Genomic DNA, 26,945 nt, shown 5'->3' on the forward strand with positions numbered 1-26,945 from the left:
AATTTGCATGTTAAAAATGAAGTGTCTTAATGTTTTACTCGCTTGCTTATTAGCGGCGTGTGGTAACGATAACAATAAAATTAATTCAAACGATGGTTTTAGTAAAGATGCAGACACAAAGCAGCATACTGAAACTCAGAATTATATGCCCTTGATTTATGAATCATTTGAGAGTGGTGGTTGGAATGCGGCATCTCCACGAGGCTTTACGCCGGGTTTGATTGCTAATTTGGAAAAAAACTTCATGTTTAATCAACTTCAAGGCAACCACTCTTTTAGTTTAGAACGTGAAATTGTACGTGAAGGTAATCTCGCGGCCAAACTTGTATGGTATCACCAGCGTCCAGAAGCCTTTAACGGTGACAAAAATACAATCGATAACGTCGACCGAAAGGCCATGTTTCATGGCTATAAAACACAAAAAGTGAAGGGCGCTGAAGCTTGGTATGGATTTAGTGTTTATTTTCCGACTGAAGGCACTAAAGATGAGCTAAACCCTTGGTTGTTTTTTCAAATTCATGGTAGTGCCGATAAACGCCTAAAAGAGCATTCGCGTAACCCACCATTTAGTTTAACTCTTTCCAAAGAAGGCTTGCGTGGAAACTGGAAATGGGATCCTCACGAATTGAGCCCCACAAGGAATGGTGACGGCACAGAGTATTTTGAAATTCCAGGTAAAAAAATTGATTATCTGGATAGATGGGTTGATTTTGTTCTTCATGTCAAAGTGGATTATTCCGAGGAAAAAAACGGGCTCGTTGAACTATGGGTTGATGGCAGTAAGGTGTTAAATAAACACAAAATCCAATTCGGCTATAACGATGACAAAGGTATTTATCCATCTTGGGGAATGTACTTTAACGGCGATCTAAGTGTGATGAAAAACGACCACTATTTGTATCTTGATGCGATAAGAATGACTGATGATGCCAATGCCAGCTATGAGACTGTCGCACCTGTAAATCCAGCTAATCGATTAGACTAGATAGCTTCGCTTACATTTTACTGGTTAAATACACGACACGAAAAGAGCTTATTGCTGTGCGCGCGGTTCAAACTAATAAGTATAGAGCGAGCTTACTTGTTTCTTTAAACAAATATTGAAGAACAAATATAGCTCGCTATTTTTCCTCATAAACTCTCACTATCGGTCCGTTATCGCCAATCAAATACATACGACGCCAATTACTGTTCTTTGGTTTCTCTGCCACAATTAGCCTAGCATCGGCATGGGCATTTCGAATAAATGAGCTTGCGGCTGAACCCGGGCTATCGAGATTACTTAATGATTTAGGACGTTTGAGTTCTTGTTCCTCAGATGTGCCAAGATAATCACCAAAGTGTAGTAATTCCTCTCCTTTTTTGAAGGTTACCCCCGAATCATGACTTTCCCACCAACCCACTTTTGTCTTGTTTATTACTGGGTCAATACCACTTAATAAAAAGCGCACATTATCACCATCAGTTAAAAAATCACCGCGTCCAATAGGTAAACCGCTTTTAAACTTACCGATCCATTTTTGTCCATCCCATGTGAAGTGAGAGGCATGTTTGGGACCACCGATTTGCCAGCCAATATCTTCTCCAATGTATGCAGCAATATGTGGATTGCCTTGTTTGTCCACTTTAGTTGAACCGTTAAATGTCCATAAATCACCAGTATTAATAGCGAGGGCTTTCTCATCAGCTACTTCTTTAGTGATAGGTATCGTTAGTGATTCACCTTTAACATTGCTCCACGTATTTTTTTTAGGGTTAAATTTTGCAAAATATAAGTTTTTTCTCTCGGTTGAATGTCCACCGCGATTATTGCGAGGCGCGTCTCTATCCCAACAATAGTGATAGTCGAAACCAACTACTATTTCATTATCTAAACCTTTGGATACATAAGCATACCAGCTGTCACTTCCAATATCGTCAGCGCGACGTTTAGATTGTAAAAAGGAAATAGGTTCGTCAAAAGTGCGTCCATTGTCGCTTGATTTTTGATAAACCCAATTACTTCGATGTGCACCATGTCGATAAAACAGATAGATATCACCGTTATCCATTTTTATTGCTTGGTTATAAGTTCCGAACGGAGTGATGTTGTCTAGGTCTTCCCAGCGCGAAATATCCAAAGGTTTCTTTGATACGGAATGCTTGTTTTCTCCAGAATGAGTTCCTTCTCCGAGCGGGTTTTTGCCATGTAGCGCTTCAACACCGCCGTGGCCTCCATAAAATATATGAATATAACCGGCATTATCAATAATAAGGGTTGGCTTGCCATGACTGTCTATTTTTTTATTAGGATCTTTACCTAATATGCTAGAGCCTGCTTTAAACGGACCAATCCATTCATGTTTATTGTGGTCGTATGCCGCTACGTAGGGGTCTTCAAGTGCACCTTGGTAGGCAATATAGGTAATACCATTGTGATGTTCTCCCGCTGGGTGTTGTACAACGGCTACTCCTTCCCCCCAACCATTTTCGGCAAAAAAGTTCTTTTCTATCTTGCTTTCAGCGTATTTTATTCCGGATGTACATAGTAGACCTAATAAAAAAATAGAGAGTGAAACGTGCTTAACTATCATGGCTTTCCCTTCGGTTCTTAGCGTTATTAATTGTTGCGAAGTCGCAGCGAATTTTAGCTGGAAAATTCAAGTTCAGATAAAAGCGAAAAGGCATACACATAGGTTCAGGTGTATGCCTTTGCTGTCGAATTATGCAGTTATCAATCTTGAGTGCTACATGCTTAAATGGCGTCTACGTATTAATAACAAAGCCGCAATTGAAAACAGTGCAATTCCTGCCGGCTCAGGCACTTCGATTTGAGCTTCAACATCATTAAAGTCCACATCTTGAGCAGTAACAATTGCAGCACTAAATAATGGCGTATCGATATTCGTTAATGCGGTAAACTGCAATTCTCCTAATTGAAATGACGTACCAACGACATCGGTAATTCCGTTTAAAAAAGAGGCTTGAATAATAAGCGTATCTGGTAAAAAGGTAAAAGCATCAGCAAACGCACCAAAGTTAAATATGTCAGCAGAGTCAAGCCAGCTATTCTCAACAAACGCTAGTTGCGAATCATTGAAATTAAAATCTAACTCTAGAAAATCAAGTGAAGGATTTATGTGATTAACAAAAACGTCAACTATGACGGTGTCACCTATATTATAACTTGCTTGGTCAGTCTCTGAGCTAATTAATCCGGCATTAGCGTTAATCGTTAACGTTAGGGAAAATATCAATATTAAAAATTTCATTTTTTAAACCTTTTCATATTTATTGCGGGTTTTTGATTCAGTTATCGTCAATTTGGTTGAGACTAATCTTTAAACCTGTTCAATCATCGACCCAATTTGCTTGTTTAAACTTTTACTGCATTTTTACGTCAGTTTGTATCAGTCTGTTATGCATCGGGTTTTACTTTACATCGAGCGCGTGAACACAAGCTAGTGAAGCCCCTAACGTCGCGACTGTTTACTGCGCCATCGTTATTAAAGTCGAAATTTAAATTCGTTATTTCTCCGTTTCTAACTTTAATGGTAAATGCTCGCATATCGAATTTATCGACGTCTCCGTCGTTATTTAAGTCACCGAAAAGGCCAACTTCAAAATTCAAAGATGCTTCGTTTGTCCGTCCTTCACTGTCCATAACAACCGCTCTAGCTATATGGGAACCTTGAGACAGATTTAATAATTCACTATTGTACAATTCACCGCCCCATACATAGGGGGCTTCATATAGCTCACGGATAAGAGCGCCATCAATGTATAAACCTACGCTTATCACTTCATCGGTTTCTTCGGTGGTAGTGACGTCAACAGATAATGAGAAGCTGTCATAACCCCCAGGCAGAGAAATGTCAGATTCATTGAACGTTATAGTGGGAACCGGAGAAGGATTAACAATTAATGTCATGCTTGCTTCACCTTCTAATCCTTCACTATCAACAGCGACAGCAGTAAAGGTATGCACTCCGGCAAGTAAAGGGTTAGGGTTTGGTTCATGACACGGGTTTGGAATAGGATCTTGATCGCAGCTAATCCAGCCCATAGCGCCTAATTCGTATGGTGCATAAGCATGTCCAAAGTTCCATACTGGACGTGTATCGACACGCACAATTTCGCCATTTCGATAAAGAGTTACTGATACTATCGACCGACCTACAACAGGTGATTCCGCACTCAATGTTAAACCGAATTTTTCATATCCTTCTGTCATTTCGTAAACATCTTGTGGAAATGAGACAATAGGCGGTTTTGGTAAGCCATTGACTATAAGTTTCATAGTTGCTTCACTGGTTTCACCCGCGCTATCAAGTGCTACAGCGGTGAAAGTGTGCTCGCCTTCTCCAAGCGGATTAGGGTTTGGAGTATGGCATGGGCTAGGCACAGGATCTTGGTCGCAGCTAATCCAACCCATAGCGCCTGTTTCATGTGGCTTATGTTGATGTCCAAAGTTAAATGGCACTGAAGTATCTTCACGGACTAGCTCACCGTTAAGATATAAAGTAACAGATTCGATGGTTCGATCTTCACTCGACGGCTGAGCATCGATTGTAAAGCCTAGTTGTTCATATCCAAGCTCAACTGTCATTGATGATTGCGGAAAAGAAACTGTTGGTACAGTTGAGTTGACTGTTAACCGCATATACGCGGTAGCGGTTTGACCTTCACTATCAAGGGCAACCGCTTTAAACGTGTGTACACCCGGACCTAAAGGATTTGGGTTTGGCGCGTGATCTTCTCGCCACCCCATGGCTCCGGTTTCATGTGGCTTGGAGCCGTGACCGAATAAATATGATGGAGTATCATCTACACGCACTAATTCATCATTGATGTACAAAGTAACCGACTCAATTGTACGACCTTCAACAGGACTCGATGCATCAATCGTGATGGCTAATTTTTCATAACCTTGTTCAACGGACATTGATGATTGCGGAAATGAAACATGTGGACGAGTAGCATCCGCTTCAATATCTAAATCAATGACTTGTACATGGAGTGGCATTGCACTGCCCGAAGTACTTTCCATCAAGTAGTAATAAACTTTCCCGTTTTTTACATAAACCGTACCATGGTCAAATACTGGTCCCTCAGTTTGCTCATAAACTCGCTCGAAATCACTTGAACCTCCAACTGCCTTTTCGACAAAAGGGCGACCATTTTTCAGGCCGATAATATAAATATTGTCACCAGCTGTGTAGATATTGGATGCACCAACAAAGTCTGTATCAATAATGAACTCTTCTGCTCCAGCTGGTTTGTAAGAGTGGATATAAACTTGTTCGTAGTCTGGGCGATTGCGGTCAGTTGAGCGCACGAGACTTATAATATGCACATCACCTTTTTCGGTTACTGTCCAATCAAAGCTGCCAACAATATAAACTGAGTTTGGTTCTTGGTGAGATATATAATCACCTGGCTCAAATACTTTAATTTCGTCAGAGTTAACCAAAGGCCATGTCATTGGTTCGCCTTTATGATTTTTCCAATCTCCGAATCCCTCTGGATGATCTGAATAAGCGTAATAAACACCATTTTGATATAGGTATCGATCGTTGTTGTCATTGCTTCGTTGTTGGAAACCTACTCGCAGCTTGCCATTTACGTATTTCATGTTGCCATATAATCCCCAGTTATAGGCATTTCCATGTGTTGTCTTTTGATTTTTATGGTTGAACGGAGTGAACGTTGACCACTTTTGTGCGGTTGCGTCATAACGATTAAAATAATAAGCACCGTTATTATTTCCACCCCAGCGCATATAAAGCAGTAACGTACCGTCTTTGGTCTCGAAAAACTTAGGGTAAGTCAATGCTGAAAAGTTATCTCTATCGGCTAAGTCTCCGGTCATCACAAGATGTTTATAATCAACATATCCTGTGTTTACGTCTGTCTGGCTGATGTCGCTGGTATCTTCTACAAACTGCTCAAGTGTAAAATCTTCGTCTGCCACCTCAGCTGCTCCAGGAACCGAATAGCTATAACGAAAGTAATCGTTCTCAAATTTGCCATCAAATTTGTTGTTGTCATAGGCATGCATATCATAAACCATATGAATGGTGCCATTTATTGGGCTTACTGCTAAACCGATGGTGTTATGAGATTCACCAATCCACCAGTCTCCTCTAAAACCAGTATGACGATGTGGAAATTCAATGGTTTTCACTGAGCCTGTTTGAGTGTTATATCGGGACAACATGACATGCCGGTCATCTTTACCACCTCGGTACCAGGTAACAAAGACATAGTGTTTAAATGTTTTAACGCTATCACCATGAGCTGAAATGTTTTTACCAAAATGATAATCGTACACTTCTGTTCCATTATTCGGAGCATTAAAACCCACTTTTTGACCGTCAAAGTGCAATCCTTGATCAGTAATTTTTACTTGGCTTTCTAACGTTACCTCTGCTTTCACGCTGTGAATTGACATTCCAATGGTTGATGTCAACAGTAATAAGCATTTGAGCAGAGGGCTGCGTTTGTTTGTTATAGACATAGTTTTTACTCTGTTTTAAAAATAAACGATACGCAATACAGTCCACTATTATCAAAAGTACATGTCATATCAAATCAATATAGGTCATTAATTGCGGTGTTAGTGATGCTAAAACAAATATTCAGATAACTTTAGCAGTGAATATTAGTGTCTTAACGCTATAAAACGTAGTTATGGTAACAAATTAATTTAAATAATCATAACATTTCAATAACAATCTTAATGGATCGTTTTGGGTCAGTCGGTTTGTTATTGATTTTTTAGAAAAATTTTTGGTATTGCATGAACTTCGCGCCAACTTCGAGTTAGCTTCCTCAAAATTATCGCTGAGTATCAATTTATTAAACTTCTTGTACGTCAATGCTGGTGGTGTTTTTAGCCAGTTTGTTCGCTTGGCTATACGCTTTTCATAGGCTAAGTTTTAACTTGTAAAAAAATACAAACAAAACGTTAACATTTTTGTTGCTTAAAGTTTTTTTCGGCGCATAATGCCGCCAAATGATTGATGGTGAGTGCTTTGGTGATTAATTGTGATTGCTTAAGTATGATAATTAAGCATTGATATTTATTAAACATCTTTTGGCTACAGCTACAAAAGATATGTGAAATAAAACACATAATTTTATTAACCCAACCATTAGGATTTTAGGGGTTTATGATGAAAAAAATATTGTTTAATCAAGTTAGTTGCAAACGTTCAATACTCGCTACCAGTTTCACTGGAGCATTGTTATCAGTTAGTTCTCCTTCAATTATTGCCCAAGAGGTTAATGCCGCCTTGCAAGCAGATTTAAAAGATGACACTGAAATCATTGAAGTTACTGGTGTAAGAAGTTCTCTAGAAAATGCATTAAATGTCAAACGAAATGCAAGCTCAATAGTAGATGCTATATCTGCTACCGATATCGATTCTCTCCCCGCTTTAGATTTAGGTGAAGCGCTGCAATTGCTGCCGGGTGTACAATTGAATACCGAAGATGCGCAACGAAATTCTGAGATAAGCTTACGAGGCTTAGGTAGTGGATTCGTACTCACTACTGCTGAAGGGCAATCTTTTGCAACACCTAGTCGTTCTTCTGATCTAGTGGGAAGTACGAATCCTTTTGGTTCGTTCGAAGCAAGTGTCTTTGATGGTATTACTGTCATAAAAAGTCCAACAGCAGATATTCAAGAAGGTGGTATTGCTGGTGTGGTTGATAAAACACTACAGCGCGCATTAGGAAAGCCGGATGGACGTTATACTTTGAGTCTCGGGTCTCGCTATGAAGAGCTCGCACAATCCTGGGACAATGAGTTTAGATTTTCAGGTAGTAAACACCTAATAAAAGACAAATTAGCTGTAGCTGTTAAAGTTGCTGGCTCAGAACAAAATTTCCGTCGTGATACGGCGAACTGGGACGATCGTGCCTTTGTAAACGAAGATGTCGCAAATGTTGCTGAGTTTATCGAAAGACATGGGTTAGAAGAGAATGCGAGTATTTATGCACCAGTTCGCGCTAGGCAGATTACTGAAAATGCACGCGGAGATAGAATATCTGCTACTGGTAATATCGAGTGGCAGGCAAGCGAGAGTATTAAACTCGGTGCGAATATTTTGTATACCAAACGTGTTCTTGACGAGAGCAATATGGAAGATGTCAATTTTTCCATTCGTTCTCAACTCGATTCACGTTATACCAGAGGTCCTAATGCTGGCGAAGTAATGCAATCTGTAGAGTTGCTTGGTAACCCTGTACGTTTAAATGATGCCGAAGATGGTTCGCCAATTTACACGGTTGATCAAGTTGAATTAACTAACGTTACGTGGGCGCCTGCCAATCGACTGTTTTCTTACACTGAAGAAGCAAAAGGAATTTTTTTATATGGTGATTACGTAAGCGATGACTGGTTAATCGATAGTACAATCAGCGCATCTAGTTCAAGTAACCAATTTATCAATGAAGGGATTGATATACGTCATCTTACATCGGCAAATAATAATGGTTTTGAACCCACAGGAATTACAGGTACCATCAACACTGGCAACGGTAACTTAGGCGAAGCATCATCTACCTTACAAGGTTGGGATACGTTTACCTATTCAGGCGATTGGAGCAGTGTTCCGCTTTCAAATTTCGACACTCGTTTAGATAAATCTGTGAATGGTGGAAGAGACGTTCGACTTTATATAAATGGTCGTGTTGACCGTCCTGAACGAGACTTTAATAGCTTTGAAGCCAACTTTAGACGCTATATCGATTTTGGTACTGATGTCGCTAAACTTTCGTCTGTTAAATTTGGGGTTCGTCAGTCTAATGAGGAGTTAATAAACGATGACTTCAGAATTGGCGCTGGCGGGATAAATACCGAAGGGCTGTCGGAGGACACCATCTTTCTAGATTCGCTTACATCAGATAGTCAAGCTGAATATTTTAATGGCGACTTTCCTGGCTATTACGGGATTAACAATGGTTGGCGAGTGCTTGATTCTGAAAACCTAAGAACTATGCTGCAAACTGATAGGGATATACCAGAAGGGGCTGAGTTTGCAGGTGATACTGGCTGGTTAATTCGTACCGCTAACGGTCTCAACCAATTTTACACTAACAACTTTTCAGTTGAACAGCAGATTAATGCAGCCTATGTCATGGCAGATTTTGAAGGTGAATTAGCGGGTATCTTTTATTCAGGTAATTTGGGCGTTCGACATGTTCAGACGAAAAATGATCTTATAGGTTCAGGCTTTGTTGAGGGAGAGGACGTACCATTCATTACTAGCAATGAATATAAACATACGCTTCCTTCACTCAATATCTCGTTGGAACTTCAAGAAGACCTGATATTAAGAACCGCTTATGCAGAAGGATTGGTACGGCCTAATTTGCGCGCCCAAACACCGAGCGGCACTATCAACTCTACACCCAACAGAGTCACCATAGAGAACCCTAGGAGCGATGTAAAACCTTACACATCAAAAAGTTATGACATATCTCTAGAATGGTACAATCGAGAAGGAAGCGCTATTTCTTTCGGTTACTTTAAAAAAGAAATAACCAATTTGTTTGGTGACAGACAAACTGTTTGCCCTGTTGGAGCAGAAGCACAATTTGATGGTCTCGTTGGACAACTCGAACGAATAGATCAACCAGATGGTGGCTTTATTTGTCAGGAAGCAGGCTCTTTCACAGATCCCCAAACAGGCGAAATTACACAAAATCGTGAAGTTGTAATTCAAGAATATCCAAATATTGATGCAACGATTGACGTAAACGGTTATGAATTGGCAATACAACAAAACCTCGACTTTTTGCCTTATCCTTGGAATGGATTTGGTGGTGTATTTAACTACACTTACGTTAAAACAGATGAGGGTGACGATGCTCCTCCTATGACACGCATAGCACCACGTTCGTATAATATCATCACGTATTGGGAAAACGACGGGATTTCAATTCGCTTTTCTTACAATTGGCAAGATGAGAAACTCCTGAGTGCTGGTGGCGGTGATCCGAATTTTCTTGGTAGTGATGCTCGGTCACAAACATCTGGTGGACGTTTAGATGCAGCTTTAGCCTATAAATGGAGTGAAAACTTGAAGCTGAACCTGAATGCGTTCAACCTCAACAACCGCCAAGAGTATGACTTTATTGGTGGAAACGAAGATGCGATACATCGAGTTCGTTATTCGGGCCGACAGTATCAAATCTTTGCTAGCTATACGTTTTAAATATTCGCGCTAAATTAGAGTTAAAAGCTTAATGATAACAAAAAGGCAATTTGCCAAAATCATTAAGCTTTTCTTTAATTTGATTACCCATCGTTCCCACGTAATTAAAGTTTTTAATCGTTTTTTGTCGTAGGCGAAGCAGCATTATTTGCTAACTTTGGCTTATTATGAAAAGAGGGCGCATGGGTGGGGAAATTCTCATCTAACAAATTTTTTAAATTCTGTTCCACGAGTTTATATTTTGTTTGTCCCGCAACATTTTCAAACGTTACAAGACTATCTTCATGGAGATATAACTCTTTAAACAAAACTTCCTGGCTATCAGCATTTCGCCATTCAGTATATCGCCAGATTCCATCTGTCACACTAATACCCATAAGTTTTTTACCGCGTGTAAATAGACTATAAGCAGCCTTATCCCATGACATGCCTGGATTATCTAATAAGGTGGTGAGGCTTTTGCCATCCGTTTTTGGGGGCGAGAGCCCTGCGACCTCGGCGATGGTTGGGAATATATCAATATTTTCAATTAGCGCGGCAGACGTGACGTTGGCTTTACGATTTTTATGTGCGGTTTCGCGACTGATAATTAATGGTACGCGCGTATCTAGTTCCATATTAGTGTGTTTGTTCCAAGCACCATATTCACCAAGTTTGTAACCATGATCACTCATAAACACTATCATTGTATTGTCGCGCAGTTTTAGGTCGTCAAGCGCTTGCATTACTTTACCCACTTGCGCATCCATATAACTTACTGACGCGTAATAAGCATGGATCAATGTCTTGGTTAATTCGTCACTAACATCACCGTCTTTTGGAATGCCGCCGTACATTCTTAATTCATTCCAATTAGTTAAGGCTAAACGGAACATGTTGTCAGGCTTTTTTCGACTAGGTACAGTAAATTCATTTCGGTCGTACAAATCCCAATATTTTTTAGGCGCATTAAAAGGTAAATGCGGTTTACTAAATCCAACTACCATCAAGAACTTATCGTCTTTTACTTTATTTAACGTCGCAATTGCATCGTTAGCTACTTTGCCATCTTTATAAAAATCATCCTCGACTTCTCCAGCTTCATAGGCAAATTTCCTTTCTTTATTTCCGTCATTGGCATAAAAGTTATCGAGTTTTTTTATGTGAGTAGTCCAGTTTTCCTGATCGTCGGTAACACTGTGGTAAACTTTTCCAATACTAATTGTTTGATAGCCGTTTTCTTTAAATAACTGGGGCATCGAGACGATATTCGGCTGATTGGGTCTTAGACGCCCCGCTTTATCTATACTATATAGACCTGTGGTTTCGGGGCGCAGCCCAGTCATTATGCTAACACGGGAGGGACCGCAAATAGCTTGTTGTGCATAAGCTCGAGTAAATTTCACTCCTTGCTTTGCTAACTCGTCAATATTAGGACTAATCACATGTTTATTACCGTAAGTACCTAGATCTACACGTAAATCATCGATTAAAAAAATGACTACATTAGGTTGTTTTTGTGAGGCATTTACATGAATTGACAGACTCATCGATAGCATTAAAACTGCCATCACAAAAAATATATACTTAACTTGCTTTGCCATGGCAGATTTCCTCATGCTGATTGATATCTATTGCTCTTCTTTCCACTTCGTCATTTCTGATGCGGCAAGCAATACAGCTCCTGCACCGTAAAATTGAGTTTCATGCTCTGAAACCGGATCGGGTGACTTACCTACTTGTTGTACCCAATTGACCTTGCCATTGGCTTGGGTCGCTTTTTCTATCGCTTGCCAGCCTTTTAACACTGATGTTTTGTACTTAGCGTCAGTAAGGATTCCATTATTAACACCCCATGCTAAGCCGAAGATGATAAATGCCGTGCCACTCGTTTCCGGAGTTTTCACCTTATTAGGATCAAGTAGTGAAGGCGACCAATAACCATTAGGTTTTTGGATAGCTTGTAAAGCCGCAGCATAACGTTTATACAGTTCGATATAGCGTTGGCGAGAAGGGTGTTCTTTGGATAAGTCATCAATAATTAATGGTAAACCTGCAAAAACCCAACCATTTCCTCGACTCCAGAATACTGGTTTGCCATTGTCACTTTTTTTATCGAAATAACGACTATCACGAAAGAATAAGCCGTGTTTTTCTGAAAATAAATAGTCAACTGTGGCCCAATATTCTTTGTCAGCGTAATCGAAATATCTGTTATCGCCGGTAATATTACTAAGTTTTAACCAAGTCCGTGGCGCCATAAACAAGGCGTCAGACCAACACCATCGGTCTTGGCATGCTCCTTCAAAGCCCCGACGTCGCGGTTGTTCATCGATCATTTCCAAACTCACTTTGGGAGGGGCGGCCAATATTTTGTCAAACATCTTTTTGGTCGGTTTGTACGCTTCTTGATTACCTGTTTGTTCTGTTAACCATAAAAACGTTTGACCTATGGCATGGTCATCAGCGTGCATAGGTCGCTTTAACAACAATTGATAATCTTGTTCTTGCGCCATTTTTTCAATATGAGCGAAAGCGTTTCTGTCATTCACGGTTTCAACCCAGCGTGTTAAGCCTATATAAAATGCGGCTTGGATCCATCCCAATGGATTTGACGAACTGTTGTGATATCGCTCAGCTAGATAATCATAATTGTCATCTTCAAGCTGTTTAATTTGCCACTGAGCAACTTTCTGCCCAAGTGATTGAGCAGATTGCTGTATTTGTTGTGAGGTTCTGACTATCGTTTGTGGCGTACCAACTATCGTCTGATTGGTGTACGTGTTAGAAGCAGAACCACATCCGTTGGCAGCCAATGCGATAAGCACCGTTAATCCACATAGCGTTAATTTGCTACGCACTATTTTTCCCAATTAATCATTTCAGATGCTGCTAGTAATACGGCTCCGACACCATAAAGTTGTGAATCTGTCTCTTTTACCGGATCAGGTGATTTACCTACGTGTTGTACCCAGTTTACTCGGCCATTTGCTGCGACCGCTTTTTCTATCGCAGCCCAACCTTTCTCAACGACTTGTTTTGTTTTTTCATCAGTTAAGATGCCATTATTAACCCCCCAGGCTAACCCAAATGTGATAAACCCAGTGCCACTGACTTCCGGAGTTTTCACCTTGTTCGGATCCATCAACGAAGCCGGCCAATAACCTTCTTTTGTCTGTAACTTAAGTAACCCCGCTGCATTCTTTTTATATAATTCAATGTAGCGAGGTTTAGATGGGTGATCGTCAGGTAATTCATCAATGATTAACGGAATCGCAGCAAACACCCAACCATTCCCACGTCCCCAAAAGACCGGTTCGCCATTGTCACTCTTCAAATCAAAATAACGACTATCTCGGAAAAACAATCCGTATTTGTCAGAAAATAAATAGTCAGCACTGGCCCAGAATTCTTTATCTGCATATTCAAAATATTTAGGGTCGCCAGTAATATTGGTCATTTGCAACCATGCGCGAGGTGCCATAAATAGTGCATCTGCCCAGCACCAGCGAAGTTGACAGTTACCTTCTAAGTGAACTTTTCCTGAGCCAGAAGCGGTTTCGTCTAACATTTCCAAACCTACTTGTGGCTTGTTGGCCAAAATCATATCGAATACTGCTTGAGTAGGTTTGATTGCATCCATATTATCTGTTTGTTCTGCTAACCATAGGTAGGTTTGGGCTATTGTATGGTCATCTGCGTGATAGGGGCGATCTAACAACAATTCATAATCTTCTTGTTTGGCCATATTTTTCATAAACTCTAGAAGCGATTGATTTTTCGTTGTTTCTGTCCAGCGAGTTAAACCAATATAAAAAGCTGCTTGGATCCAAAATTTTGCATTTTCAGATTTCGCTCTATGTGATTCTGGAATGTAACTTAAGTTACCTAATTGCTCGATTTGCCATTGAGCTGCTCGGTCGGCAATATTTTTAGCCGATGCAGGAATAGTTTGAGCGGAAATACTAGTGCTAGTTTGAGATGGTTCGTCCTTATTTAATCTAGTGGTTGATTGCTCATTGTCGCATCCAGCTAATAACAAACTAACTGTTAAGGGTAATATTGCTAACGTTTTACTGAGGTTTTGCATAATATGTCTCGTTGTCGTGTTTCACTTTTATTTGTTTATCGAAATAATTTACTTTGCTTGCATTGCTGCCTATGTCATCAACGTTTTTGTATTAGATACTTGTCTAATATTATTGCTACTGTCCATATTTAGGCTCGGCTTGATTGCGAATATTGATAAAGTTATTTCTTTGTTTTACTTCTTGAGTTCTTTGCTGTTCATAGGTTTTGATATATTGGTCAACCTTTTGACTCAGTTCTGTTACCACATCTTTATGTTGTATAGAATCGATAAGGTTGAATTCTTCTTGCGGATCTTTTTCTAAATCATACAGTTGCTGAAATCCATTTTTATAGAAGTCTATATATTTCCATTTCTCAGTTCGCAAACCAACGGTAGGGGGGATAAAGGTTCTTCTAGGTTGGTACATGTGTTCAAAGAAGAATTCTTCTCGCCAATCAATTTCATTGGGTTCACTTAACAGTGGAAGCAAACTTTTACCTTGGTAACTTGACGGAGCATCAAGGCCAGCTAAATCAACAATAGTGGAAGCAATGTCAATATTTAACGCCATTTTTTCCGCTTCAGGAATGTGTTCATTTTTGTTTCTTGGATCATAGATAATTAGCGGTATTCGTAGATCTTCTTCCCAGCCAAACCACTTACCAGCTAATTGGCGCTCGTTAAGGTTGTAACCGTTATCACCCATATAAATAATTACGGTGTTATCGGCCATACCTGTTTCTTCTAATTTTTGATAGATCATGCCCACTGCTTTATCAACCGCGCTAATTGCGCGGTAATAACGTTTCACCATTCTTTGATATTTTTCAGGCGTATCGTAACGCCACTGCCATCGTTCACGGCCAATGGAGCGTTTCAAAAACTCAGGTAGAGCTTGGAAGGTAGCATCATCTGAAAACTTCGCAGGTGGTATGGTGACGTCTGCATACATGGTTTCAAATTCTTCTGGGTAATGGTACTGGTCTTCTAAATCTGCATCGTGGGCGTGAGGATTCCAAAAATTAACTGACATGGTCCAAGGTTTATTTGAGTCTTTTGATTGTTCAATGAAATCCTTCGCCAATTCCGCAATATAATATGTTTGCGGCATGCTTTTACCCTGATACTGTTCTGTTTTTGATTGCAACAAAGGTTTAAAAAAATCAAACCTATCTTTGTCTTTTCCAGAAAGCCCTATTTCATATTTACCAACAAACGCAGAAAGATAACCACCTCGTTTTAACACTGCCGGGTACATATTTGCAGACTCTTCTATACCGGTTTTAGGGCGTCCAAAAGTAAAGTCGTGAGTTCGTTCAGTTAGCCCCGTCAATATGCTGACTCTACTTGTAGCGCAAATAGGGGTTGTTACAAAAGCATTTTTAAATAGTGTGCCTTTATCAGCTAACTCATCCAAATTAGGGGTTTTAACGATAGGGTGGTATTTGCCCAACATATCCCACCGATGGTCGTCAGCTAAAATAAACAATATATTAGGTTTTGATGTGGTTAAACTTTGGGGGACAGTGTTGCTGGTGCAAGCACTGATAATTGTTAAAGTAGTGAGTACGAGCATCACTACCATCAATTGGTATTGTAGAGATGTTTCAAGTTTATGATAAATTTTAGTCGATAAATTCATTTTGATGGCTCTTAGGCTTGGCTAAAGATGACGATCTTGGCGCTTAGTTCGCTTATTGAGCATGAAAGCCCTACCCAGATACTTAATTCCGATATCCAGTTCAAAGATATTACACCTATTTAACTATCCAATAACAATAGCAGACATTTTAGAGCAAATAAACTCAAAATAAATCATTGGTTGTTTCACATTCTTGTTGTGGCTACATATAGGCTTTAAATTTTAGCTTGTCGAAGATTACGAACCATAGGTAATTCACAATAAGTCGATTAGTTTTCGACTACCTGTTTGGCTAAAAATTTAATCAACACAGGCTGACAATAATCACTCTTCCATATCCAATTTAAGTTGCTAATACGGCAAATTATTAACCCATGTGATGACTGATGGCGTTACAAATTTAATTTTTTGACGTAATATGCTTTAAATTAATCTGTTTTGATAATAAGCTGGGGGGTGACAACTTTGTTGCTAGATTGTTTCTTATTGTTAACGAGTCCGAGTCAAGGGCAACTGGGCATAAGTTGATAATAGTTCAAGACGTAAAAAGAAAATAAGAGCGCAATGGATACCATGTTATTAAATAGCAGAAAGAATGCTGGTGAATACGGGTCTGCAAAAGTAGCAATCCGTAAGGCTAAATTATTATGAAACATAAAGTGTTTATTTTTCTATTGCTAAGCGTTATTAGCGGTTTTACTCACTGTGAGGGCAGACAAAGCTCAGAGCCGACGGCTATCACATTGCAAGCTGACTTTAGTGATGAAAACAATAGAATAGGAACAATATACAATTTTTTTGATGTCGCAGTAAGAACCGATAAAGCTTCACCAAACTCCAAACCAGCTGACTTTGGCCAAAAACCACAAGTAAATACCGTTAGAATGTTGGGAGGATGGGCGTCCAAAGACATAAACGGTGATGCGTACAAATGGGACGGGCAAAATTTTGTTTATGACTTTGATAAAGTCACCAATAGAATCGACAACTGGATAAACAATGGATGGGATATCTTTCAGATAGTGTTAGATAATCCACCATGGGCGTTTCAACGAGGCTTAACGTTTGTCGAAAAGCCTAATGGAAGCGATTATTTACTAAAAGATGCGAACAGTGTTTATGGGAATGGTTTACCGCCAAATGACTCTAAAGCTTGGCATAAATTTATAGTCGACTTAAGCAAACACCTAGTAAAAAAATACGGTAAAGAGAAAGTCTTAACATGGCGTTTTCGCGTAGGCTCAGAAATAGATACGCGACCACAACACTGGGTAGGGACACGGCAACAGTTTTTTGATCATTACCAAAATACCGTGAGTGCGCTACATAGCGTTTTACCCACTGCTAGAGTTGGCGCGCATTTTAGAGAGGCCTCTTTTAAAGGGCGTTACGTAGATTATACTGGCAATACTGAAGATGCCTATGCTCCGCACTTTATTGCCTGGGCTAAAGCAAATAATGTCCCCTACGATTTTGTGGCCATATCTTATTATCCACATATTCATAAATCCAAAGAATTAGACATGCAGCATGTTTATAAACACGATTTTGCACCTATACAGCAACATCCTGATTGGAATACAAATGCTAGTTTAGAAATTCACGAATTTAAACTCATTTCAGAAATGCAGCGGGCAGGGTTTGTCAGCGTAAGCACATCACATGGTTCAGCATTTTTTGCCATGTTAGCTAAGTTGATGCTCAACAAAAATATCAAAGAAATATTCCAATGGGGAACAGGTCGAAATGGTGATTATGCAGCTGAAGCGCTAACGCAATACGCCTTATTGCCAATGGTAGGTAACGACTTGTATAATAATACTGTGTCGGGATTACCATCGATTGAAGGTAATCGTATTGATGGGATTTTTAGTAAGAGGCCAAATTCGTCCGCATTCGATTTGCTTTTATTTAACTTCAATCGTCACAATTTAGCTCATGCCTCACCCGAAAAAACGCGTATTGCCGTCAAGGTTCCTCAGCCAAAGGCAACTCGATATGAATTTCGTATCGGAATTATAGACAAGCGCAATAATGCTGAAGAAATGTTTATTGCCGCCTATCCCAGAGCCAGAATATCCACAGCAAACGGAGGTTGGTGGGATAACAGTATTCATCCCACAGCGTCTAGTGTGAAGGGGCTGAATCCTGAAGGAATGAAAGTTTACCTATCTAATAAACACAAATATCAAGAGTCAAATATGATCATTTGGAGTGACTGGCAAACCGCTAAAATCCTTAGTGAAGACGATAAAACTTCAACTATTCAAATAGTCTCTGAAATGGGTTCGTTTGCTGTACAAAAAATAGAAATACGCACAATACCATGAGCCTTTTAACCCACTATTTATGTGTCTTCAATGATAAAAAATTAGGTCAAAAATTTATGAAAAAAACAATGTCTATTGCTTTACTTTGCATATTAATGGGGGCGTGCTCAAACGATTTGGCAAGCAATTATTCAGACAAAAAAGTACCGCCCCCCTCACAATTATTGGTCGAAGGTGTTGATGCGCCGTTTAATGTACATAACTTAACACCAAGATTATCTTGGCATGCAAATGTGGGTGCACAACAGGCTTACCAAATACAAGTTGCCAGTTCGAAGGAATTATTAAGTGCCGATAAGCCAGATTTATGGGATAGCACAAAGGTAAAAGCAAGACAATCGCTCAATATTGCGTATCAAGGAAAAGCACTCAGTAGTGGCCAAACAGTATTTTGGCGAGTAAGAGTTTGGAGCAATAGCAATGAGCAGGCACATGCGTGGAGCGAGGCTGAAAAGTGGGAAATGGGCTTAATCAATAATAGTGATTGGCAAGCTAAATGGATACAAGTTGAAAAGCCGTTTGTAAGTGAAGTGACAACATCTGTTACAAACTGGATGTTATTTGCGGCTAATTTACATGAAAGTGTTAGTGATAAACTATCTAAGAGTAAACAGCAAACACAACAAAGAGTATTAGAGCAATTGGCGGCTCAAGCTAGCGCTAGTTTATTTCATCATACCTTTGTCATTCCAAATGATAAAAAAGTAGTAAAAGCGCGTTTGCATAGCACCGCAGCAGGTTACTACGAGATTTTTATTAATGGAAACAAGGTGGATGACCGCTTGGCTGATCCAGGCCAAACCGATTACGACAAGCGCATTTTATACAATACAGATGATGTCGTATCACTACTATCTGGTGGCGTAAATCGTATTGGTGTGCATCTTGGTAGTGGTTGGTATGCCGAAAATATTGCATTTAGTAAATGGCCTAACCCAGACGCCCAACCAAATAATCAGCCTTCTAAATCATTAGCTTATGGACAACCTAAATTTATTGCGCAACTAGAGCTTAGCTTTGAAGACGGCTCCAAACAAGTTGTTGTGTCAGACAAACATTGGTTAAGTCATCCATCTCCCGTGTTGAAAGAGGGGCTTTTTTCGGGGGAGTTTTTTGACGCAAATAAAATAGTAAAAGCTTGGAATAGCAATAGCAAAATGAGCGAAGATGGATCATGGGAACCCGTTAAAGTATTGGATGAGTGGCCAACTAAGGCGCTCGAACCCCAACTCTTACCGCCTATTAGAGCAAATGTGAAAATGACAGCTAAAAAACTTTATCAACCAAAAGATAAAGTTTGGGTACTCGATTTTGGTCAGAACTTTACTGGAGTGCCCACTTTGCATTTAGATAAGCTTGGTTTGCAACAACATCAAACTATTTCTTTACGTTATGCCGAATGGGCTGACATAGATGGAAATATCAGCCAAAAATCAGGCGGGGGCGCGCCGCTATTAAAACAAGTCGATAGCTATGTTGCTTCGGGTAATGATGCTAAAACGTGGCGTCCTACTTTTACTTGGCACGGTTTTCGGTATATCGAAATTACCGGTTTAGACACCGCGCCAGCGCTTGATGCTGTGACCGCGCATTTAGTCAGAAGTGATGTGGCCCAAGTGGGGCAGTTTAAAAGCGCCAGCGCTTTGATCAATCGTATTCATGATATGGCTTTATGGAGTTATGAAAGTAACTTGATGGCCGTGCCAATGGATTGCCCTATTCGCGAACGAGCAGGTTGGACAGGTGATGCTCATGCAGCGCTGATCACCGGTAACTACAACTATAATATGCAGAATTTTTGGAATAAGTATTTAGGGGACTTTAAAACATCTGACCATGTTGCACCAGCGGTTGTCCCGGGTAAGCGTAGTCATGGTGGTAAGTTTGATTGGGCGGCTGCAGAAGTGATGATAGCGTGGGAGCATTATCGACACTATGGTGACTTACAGTTATTAGCGTCCCAATATGAAAGTATGATGGAGTATATGACTGCAGGAGAGGCGATTCTGGATAATGCCTTAATACGTGATGATCGTTATAGTTATGGTGATTGGTGTGATCCTGTACGTGAGCCCGGTATGGAGCGTAAACGCTGTAACTCAGAATACACGTTACCAGTCAAAACAACCTCAGCACTATTTGCTCATTCAGCAAATTTAATGGCTAAGATATCTAGGTTATTAAACAAACCTCAACAAGCTAAGCATTTTGGTCAGTTGTTTTCCTCTATTAGCCAGCAATATCACAAAGAGTTTTATGACCCCAAAACGGGGAGCTATGGTAGTCAAACAGCAGGCGCTATGGCAATACAATTTGAGCTAACCCCTGTTGAATTGCGTCAAAAAGTTGCAGACGGCTTGAATCAAGATGTGCTTGAAAATTGGAATGGTCATGGCTCTGTAGGCGCACTAGGGCAGACCTATTTGTATAAGTCATTAAGTGATTACGGATATGGTGATACCGCATTTAATATTTTTACCGCAGAGGGTTACCCGGGCTACCAATGGCAATTTGACCATTTAAATGCCACTACCTTGTGGGAACGAAAAGGCGTGATTGATCCTAGCTTAGATCTAGAGCGTCGAAATTCCCCCGGCCGCTCTCTAAATCATCCTTTCCACAGCGGTTATGATGGTTGGTTTTATGAAGGTTTAGGCGGCATTCGTTTGCAGCAAGACAGCGTAGGGTATCAGGATTTCGAACTTAGACCTGTATTTGCTAAGGGACTAGATTCTGTTGATGTCTCATATAAAAGCGGTTACGGAACGATTCAAAGTCGTTGGTGGAGGGAAGACAATACCGTGAAATGGGAGTTTGTTGTTCCAAACAATAGTACCGCTGTCGTCACGTTACCGAATGAAGTTAGCAATTTGTACACTGCCGGAAGCTATTCGTTAACTGTGGAGAAATAATCGATGAAATGCCAATTAGAAATGTTTACGTAATGGTCAGGCTGATTAATAGGGTAGCTGTGAGCTTGTATCGAGCCGGTCCCGTAATAACGGATATCAATGTAAAGCTCTATATGCCTACGACATTTGCAGGCCGTTTACTAAAAATATAGCAGGAATAAATGCATACTTACTAAAACAATAACGAGAAGAGTGTTTATCGGCGCTACTGCTTATATTGTGTCTGCACCTTTATTAGCATCTATCTTCAATAAAAAGATAGATATGCATAAAGTGGTTAATAATGGTCAATTTTTTGATGCAGATGCGTTAACAGTGTTGTCGGATGTTGCTGAAATTATGATCCCAAAAACAGATACGCCTGGCGCGACAGATGCTAATGTTGCTTCTGTGTTAGACGGGTTAATGGTGACATGGGCAGGCTCTAAAACAAAACAGCAGTACACAAGTATTATCCAACAAATTAAAGTGATCGCTAAAGCAACTTATCAAGGTGCTTATCATCAATTATCTTTGCAACAAAGACAGCAGTTAATAACTGAGTTGGACAAAACAGCTTTTGTTAATCAGGAAACTGACTTGTCTGCGAGTTACCGTCATCTTAAAGAAATGATTTTTCATGTTTATTATACTTCTGAACACGCAAATCCTGATTTTGTTTTAATTCCAGGTGGCTATCGCGGTGATCTCAGCAAAACAGAGTTAGATGCAATTAAAAAGCGAGGTTACTTATGAGTCAAACCGTTAATAAGAGTAGCGAACAAGTTACAACGTCCAACACCGAGCAAATTTTTGATGTGATAGTGGTTGGCTCTGGTATTACTGGCGGTTGGGCAGCCAAAGAGTTTTGTGAAAAAGGCTTTAAAACCTTGGTTATTGAACGTGGTCGCCATCTTGATCATCCAAGTCCAAAATACAATGACATGAAAGCGCCTTGGCAGCTTGATAATCTTGGTTTTGCCCCTGAAACCTTAAAAGAGCAAGGGCGATATTCGCAGCTAATCGCAAAGAAAAAAGTGTTACAGTCTGATTCTATTCAATTTTATTCTGATGACTCTGAATACCCATACTCTTTTCCTAAAGAGCGCCCTTTTATGTGGACGCGCGGTTATCAGCTTGGTGGTCGTTCTTTGACCTGGGGCAGACAAGTATTACGTTGGGGCAAGAAAGACTTTGAAGCTAATGCTAAAGATGGTCATGGTGTACCTTGGCCAATTGGCTATGATGACTTAGCCCCTTGGTATGATTATGTTGAAGAATTTATTGGCGTTGCTGGCAATAAAGATGGACTTGACTCAGTACCCGATGGTGTCTTTCAAAAACCTTGGGAAATGAGTAGTGCTGAACAATTCATCTCAAATAATATGGCTAAAAAATACAGCGATAGGCACCTGATTATAGGGCGTTCAGCCAATCTGACACAACCATCAAAAGAACAACATGAGTTAGGAAGAACTCAGTGTCAAGCGCGCGCTTATTGTGCACGAGGTTGTACTTTTGGTGCTTATTTTAGCTCTTTATCAGCAACATTACCGGCAGCTAGAAAAACCGGCAACTTGACCATAGTTACTGACGCTATTGCTTCTTCCATTGATTACAACGAAGCAACAGGTAAAGCCAGTGGAGTTACTATTGTAGATGCCCACACAAAAGAGAAGCGCAGTTACAAAGCACGCGTGGTTTTTTTATGCGCGTCAGCTTTAGGCTCAGTTCAAATATTATTGAATTCAAAGTCTAAGACCTTTCCAAATGGGATGGCTAATTCAAGTGGTGCAGTCGGGCATTATATTATGGATCACTTCACAGGCGCGGTTGGTATGGGCGAAGTACCGGGCTTGGAAGATAAGTTCAGTTACGGACGGCGACCAATTGGTACTTATATTCCTAATTATCGTCAAGACAAGACTGACGATGTCGATTTTACTCGAGGCTACGGCTATCAAACCGTTGCCGCAGGTAGACCAAATAGTGGAACAACCGCGAAAAAAATTGGCATCGGCGCAGAAGTAAAAGCTCAAGCTAACCAGCCTAAGCCTTGGTACTTTAGAGCGTTTATGTATGGTGAGATTTTACCTTACTACGAAAACCAAGCAAGTTTACATCCAACGAAAAAAGACGCTTGGGGCATCCCTCAACTACATATTGATGCACAGATTCGTGACAATGAACGTAAAATGATCAAACAAGCGGCTAAAGATATTAAGGAAATATTAGAAGTTGGTGGCTGTAATAAAATTAAAATTATTGAAACGCCTAATGATAAACATATTACAGTAGGAAATAGAACTCATGAAATGGGCGGTGCCTGCATGGGAGCAGATCCTAAAACTTCAGTATTAAACAAGTGGGCTCAATCTCATGACGTTGCAAACTTATTTGTGACTGACGGTGCGTGTATGTCGTCTTGTGCGACGCAAAACCCTTCATTGACCTATATGGCAATAACAGCACGTGCGGCGGACTATGCCGTCAAGTTAATGAATGAAGGTATATTATAGTGAATAGACGTAAATTTATTAGTCGTTCAATTGTCGCCGGTATTGCTGGCGCTGGCGTGGTTTCGTGTGCCATGCTCAAAACTAGCAATACAACTGCAGATACAATGGATATTTTATCTTTTGAAGCGTATCAATGCTGCTAAAGCCCTTGGCTATACTGGGGTTGAAATGTGGAATCCAGTACAAACTAAGTGTGGCAAGAAGCCTGAATTGATAGTGCAAAGAGCAAAAGAGCAGGGCATGGGCATTACCAGTTATTCACCTAGCGCCCCCAATCTAGCCGATTCTAAAAATGAATAAGCGGTTAAAGCATGGTTAGAAGTAGCGATTTTTACAGGAAAAACCTTAAAAGTGCCTAATTTTACGGGTCACAATTTAGTTGAGGGATTAACACCAGCGCAAATGTGAGCTTACCGTTTAGAAAGTCATCATTATATGTCGCTGGCGAATATTCACTCCGGTTTTTAAATTGATGCTCAATGGTTACCTTATTAGAAAAAGAGGCTGGTTAGAACCTCTTATAAGCGCTGTTGGTAGGCGGTTTGGCTGTTACTTTGTGTTGTTTATACTGCACGTAGCTGCCGTTACCTAAGTACATCTCTGTTAGTTGCTGCTTATCATCTAGCGTGATAATCGCAAAACGACCTGTAAAGTCGATCCCTAGATTTTTATCTTGGTAATGATCATCGTTTTTTTCTTGGACTAAAATGTATTGGGTTAATGCCTTACCACTGAGCTTAATATCTACTTTTACGCCTTTAAATAAGCCGTCAACCAGAATGCGTTCAACGGATTGTACTGCGTAACTTTCACCTTCAGTAATCGACTCGTAGGCAACTACATAGGGGTTATCCCAAGCTTCGCCTCGATGGCGTAATAAAAAGGTGGGTAAGGGTTTTTTATTATAAGGCGCTGAACCACCATAAGCTTTTGGCGCTTTTACTTGGCTAATTTCAATGTCGAGTCCAGCAGGAATTAACGCCCGCATAGAAATGCTTTTATCACCTAACTTACTCGCAGTGAAGGTCGCTTCGTATTGCTGAGCAGAGCTACTTTTAGTTTTTACATCTTCAAAAAAGTGCCAACCTGGGTGTCTATAGCCTCGTTGTCCTGTGGTTATCCATTCCAATTTAGCAGAGTCTTGATAGCGATCTTGATCAGGCTCTAAATTAACAGCTTGCTGGTTTGAGGTGATGGTTAGCTCATCGCCAATGTTATGATAAACATAGTCGTGGTACTGATTTGATGTGTCACTTTTCGCTCTGAAGATATCAAGGTAATAACCTTTGGTTTCATCAAGCTTAATTAACGCTAGGGTTCTTTCATGTTGAGCTGGCGCTACTAGGTTAAACTCATCAAAAAACGACGATGTTGAAAATGAATGCTTAGGTGATACACCGGCATCTCCTGCTGCTGGCTCCATTAGTTCAGATTTCACCCGATTAATACCTAGGTTTATCCAGTCGCCTTTTGAGGCAGAAGCACCATTACTAATAACCGTGTTATGGGCCGAAAACAAACGGTAGTAGTTCTCATGTATGTCTGTTCGGTAAGTACCTTTACCCCCGTCAACACCCAGAACATGGCCTTGGCCATATAATTCCATATCCATACCCGAGGCATGGCCGTGAATATAAGAGCCGCCGGCAACAAAGGCCATTAAGCTATTTTTGATTGGGTTAACATTGCTGATATTACGCTGAATATTCATCCCGGCGTATTCTAAACGCAGGGTGCGAGGTCGTTCTGGGGTCACGTCAATATCAGTTTCACTTCGAATTTTATTCACCGACCATAATAACTGCAATGGCGTAAAGTAGGGGCTTGCGCCGTAAGAACGGCTATGAAGATGGCCACGGTCATATAAGCCGCTTTTGATGCTAGATGACAAATAAGTAGTAAAATATTCTTGTTGTTGCTGGTTATTATTTAACTTGGCTAACAACAAGGAATTTTCTAAATCGGCATAATCAATTTTATAAGTACGGTGGCCATCACCAATATAAGGGGATTCGTCGTTTGGATACTCTAAATTGTAGTACGAGGTAAACGCCCCTGGAATATTCGGGTATTTTGCACCTAATTTTAACGATGGATCGTAACGATCTAATAAGGTCATCAAATAAACGGTAAAACCAGCAACATGGCGAGAATATTGGAATGATTCAGGCCAAATATCCCCTTCATTAACGAAGTGCTTAGTGACCGTTTTTAGCGATGCTTGGTTTTTAGTGTCGATATGGGTGTAGTAAGGAATGTATTTTTTGATTTGTTGCCTATCATCGAGGGCTAAAATATTATGTACTAAGCTTGATGATTCTAATACTGGCCAGTTTGAGTCCAATAAACCTTTGTTTAACGCCAACCATACATATGTCCCAAACACCTCTTGAGCAGCGCTAAAGTTGAAATCTGTCAGTTTATCTGAGGCTAAGTCATACACCTGACCGCCTGAGGTTAAGTAAGGGAAAACAAAATCATAAATAATGGGCAACTGAGCGCCAATTACCCGGGCTTCATATAAATGATCGGTAGGGAACATCCAACCTGAATTCATTGCCCCTTCTTTATGTACTTTCATTTGTTTGAGGGCGTTAATATACGTAAACAAAATGTCCGCGCCACAAGTCGCATATTTTGTTTGTTGAGTTAAATAATACAACACGCCACAATCCACACCGTCTTGCAGGGTTTTAACCACTTGAGTTAATTGTTCTTTGCTCCCGCCTTCTTTATGACGAAAGGTGGGTAAGGTAGGTGGCAAAGATTTATTTTTAGACCAAACTAAAGGCAATTCTTGTAGGCTTTTACGGCGTTTTTTATTGCCCTCAACCGCAACCGAGTCAGCCCGATGTTTAAGCTCTTCAAATAAAGATTGTGCCCATGGCTCGCTTTGTATTTTTTCTAAAATAGCAGCTCGTTCTGAGTTTTTAACCCATATTGAAGGTCGTTCAAATTCTGTTGTTTGATTTGGCGATGCAAAACTCAATGTATTGAAACTCAATGAGCATACACTGACCATTAACACATCTTTTATACTTATAACCGATGTAAGTGAACGCAGCCAAGTTTTTTTATTTTTTGTAATTAACATGCTAATGCCCTTAATAATTGAGCTCCTCTCACCGAAGCAGATACCAGACTTGTAAAAACTGTGAGCGTAAATAGTGCTTTTACAATGCCTGCGAGGTTCAAACCTTGAGCGCGGTTGCTAAGTTGCATAAATATTCCTAATTTGATGAACCTTCAAAACGTCATGCGAACTATAACTTTTGGCGGCATTTCTAATGTGTTTTCACAAATTTAC

The 26,945-nt window shown here is 40.2% G+C and carries 16 protein-coding genes; 8 read left to right on the plus strand and 8 right to left on the minus strand.

Translation table 11 applies throughout. From position 1 onward, the window contains the following. Window positions 1-7: 7 nt before the first annotated feature. The gene (locus tag VUI23_RS08810) at window positions 8-985 is read left to right on the plus strand and encodes a heparin lyase I family protein (RefSeq protein WP_342807863.1); all 978 of its coding nucleotides are present in this window, start codon (window positions 8-10) and stop codon (window positions 983-985) included. Window positions 986-1,121: 136 nt separating this feature from the next. Here VUI23_RS08810 and VUI23_RS08815 read toward each other — a convergent pair whose 3' ends face one another. The 3 genes from VUI23_RS08815 to VUI23_RS08825 form a co-directional block, all read right to left on the minus strand. Then, window positions 1,122-2,573, minus strand: coding sequence for a BNR-4 repeat-containing protein (locus VUI23_RS08815; RefSeq protein ID WP_342807865.1), 1,452 nt, complete (start codon window positions 2,571-2,573; stop codon window positions 1,122-1,124). Between the two features lie 153 nt (window positions 2,574-2,726). Continuing rightward, window positions 2,727-3,251, minus strand: coding sequence for a PEP-CTERM sorting domain-containing protein (locus VUI23_RS08820; RefSeq protein ID WP_342807867.1), 525 nt, complete (start codon window positions 3,249-3,251; stop codon window positions 2,727-2,729). Window positions 3,252-3,397: 146 nt separating this feature from the next. Then, window positions 3,398-6,499, minus strand: coding sequence for a BNR-4 repeat-containing protein (locus VUI23_RS08825; protein ID WP_342807869.1), 3,102 nt, complete (start codon window positions 6,497-6,499; stop codon window positions 3,398-3,400). A gap of 655 nt (window positions 6,500-7,154) precedes the next feature. On the opposite strand from VUI23_RS08825, the gene VUI23_RS08830 reads away from it, so the two are divergent. Beyond that, window positions 7,155-10,205: a TonB-dependent receptor gene (locus VUI23_RS08830; RefSeq protein WP_342807870.1), complete on the plus strand. Its 3,051-nt coding sequence runs from the start codon at window positions 7,155-7,157 to the stop codon at window positions 10,203-10,205. A 113-nt stretch (window positions 10,206-10,318) separates the two neighbouring features. Here the strand turns inward: VUI23_RS08830 and VUI23_RS08835 are convergent, their stop codons facing one another. From VUI23_RS08835 to VUI23_RS08850, 4 genes are all read right to left on the minus strand, one after another. Next, window positions 10,319-11,788, minus strand: coding sequence for a sulfatase (locus tag VUI23_RS08835; protein ID WP_342807872.1), 1,470 nt, complete (start codon window positions 11,786-11,788; stop codon window positions 10,319-10,321). Window positions 11,789-11,815: 27 nt separating this feature from the next. Further along, on the minus strand, window positions 11,816-13,045 hold the full coding sequence (locus VUI23_RS08840) for a glycoside hydrolase family 88 protein (protein WP_342807874.1): 1,230 nt from the start codon (window positions 13,043-13,045) through the stop codon (window positions 11,816-11,818). Further along, entirely contained in the window at window positions 13,045-14,274 is a 1,230-nt protein-coding gene (locus tag VUI23_RS08845; protein WP_342807876.1) for a glycoside hydrolase family 88 protein, read from the minus strand. The genes VUI23_RS08840 and VUI23_RS08845 overlap by 1 nt, the downstream gene beginning before the upstream one ends. 115 nt (window positions 14,275-14,389) lie before the next feature. Further along, entirely contained in the window at window positions 14,390-15,898 is a 1,509-nt protein-coding gene (locus VUI23_RS08850; RefSeq protein ID WP_342807878.1) for a sulfatase, read from the minus strand. A gap of 647 nt (window positions 15,899-16,545) precedes the next feature. Between VUI23_RS08850 and VUI23_RS08855 the strand changes: the two genes are divergently transcribed. The 6 genes from VUI23_RS08855 (at window position 16,546) to VUI23_RS08880 (ending at window position 23,938) form a co-directional block, all read left to right on the plus strand. Then, window positions 16,546-18,228, plus strand: coding sequence for a hypothetical protein (locus tag VUI23_RS08855; RefSeq protein WP_342807880.1), 1,683 nt, complete (start codon window positions 16,546-16,548; stop codon window positions 18,226-18,228). A gap of 56 nt (window positions 18,229-18,284) precedes the next feature. Continuing rightward, entirely contained in the window at window positions 18,285-21,140 is a 2,856-nt protein-coding gene (locus tag VUI23_RS08860) for a family 78 glycoside hydrolase catalytic domain (RefSeq protein WP_342807882.1), read from the plus strand. A gap of 192 nt (window positions 21,141-21,332) precedes the next feature. Next, the gene (locus VUI23_RS08865; RefSeq protein WP_342807884.1) at window positions 21,333-21,875 is read left to right on the plus strand and encodes a gluconate 2-dehydrogenase subunit 3 family protein; all 543 of its coding nucleotides are present in this window, start codon (window positions 21,333-21,335) and stop codon (window positions 21,873-21,875) included. Next, a complete protein-coding gene (locus tag VUI23_RS08870; RefSeq protein ID WP_342807885.1) occupies window positions 21,872-23,638 on the plus strand; it encodes a GMC family oxidoreductase in 1,767 nt (588 codons plus the stop codon). Before VUI23_RS08865 ends, VUI23_RS08870 begins: the two co-directional genes overlap by 4 nt. Then, window positions 23,638-23,781: a hypothetical protein gene (locus VUI23_RS08875; protein ID WP_342807887.1), complete on the plus strand. Its 144-nt coding sequence runs from the start codon at window positions 23,638-23,640 to the stop codon at window positions 23,779-23,781. The genes VUI23_RS08870 and VUI23_RS08875 overlap by 1 nt, the downstream gene beginning before the upstream one ends. Continuing rightward, window positions 23,759-23,938, plus strand: coding sequence for a hypothetical protein (locus VUI23_RS08880; protein WP_342807889.1), 180 nt, complete (start codon window positions 23,759-23,761; stop codon window positions 23,936-23,938). The genes VUI23_RS08875 and VUI23_RS08880 overlap by 23 nt, the downstream gene beginning before the upstream one ends. 208 nt (window positions 23,939-24,146) lie before the next feature. Here VUI23_RS08880 and VUI23_RS08885 read toward each other — a convergent pair whose 3' ends face one another. Next, a complete protein-coding gene (locus VUI23_RS08885; protein ID WP_342807891.1) occupies window positions 24,147-26,732 on the minus strand; it encodes a heparinase II/III family protein in 2,586 nt (861 codons plus the stop codon). Window positions 26,733-26,945: the final 213 nt, after the last annotated feature.

The sequence above is a fragment of the Alteromonas sp. M12 genome, from assembly GCF_037478005.1.
In the GTDB taxonomy this organism is placed as follows: Bacteria; Pseudomonadota; Gammaproteobacteria; order Enterobacterales; family Alteromonadaceae; genus Aliiglaciecola; species Aliiglaciecola lipolytica_A.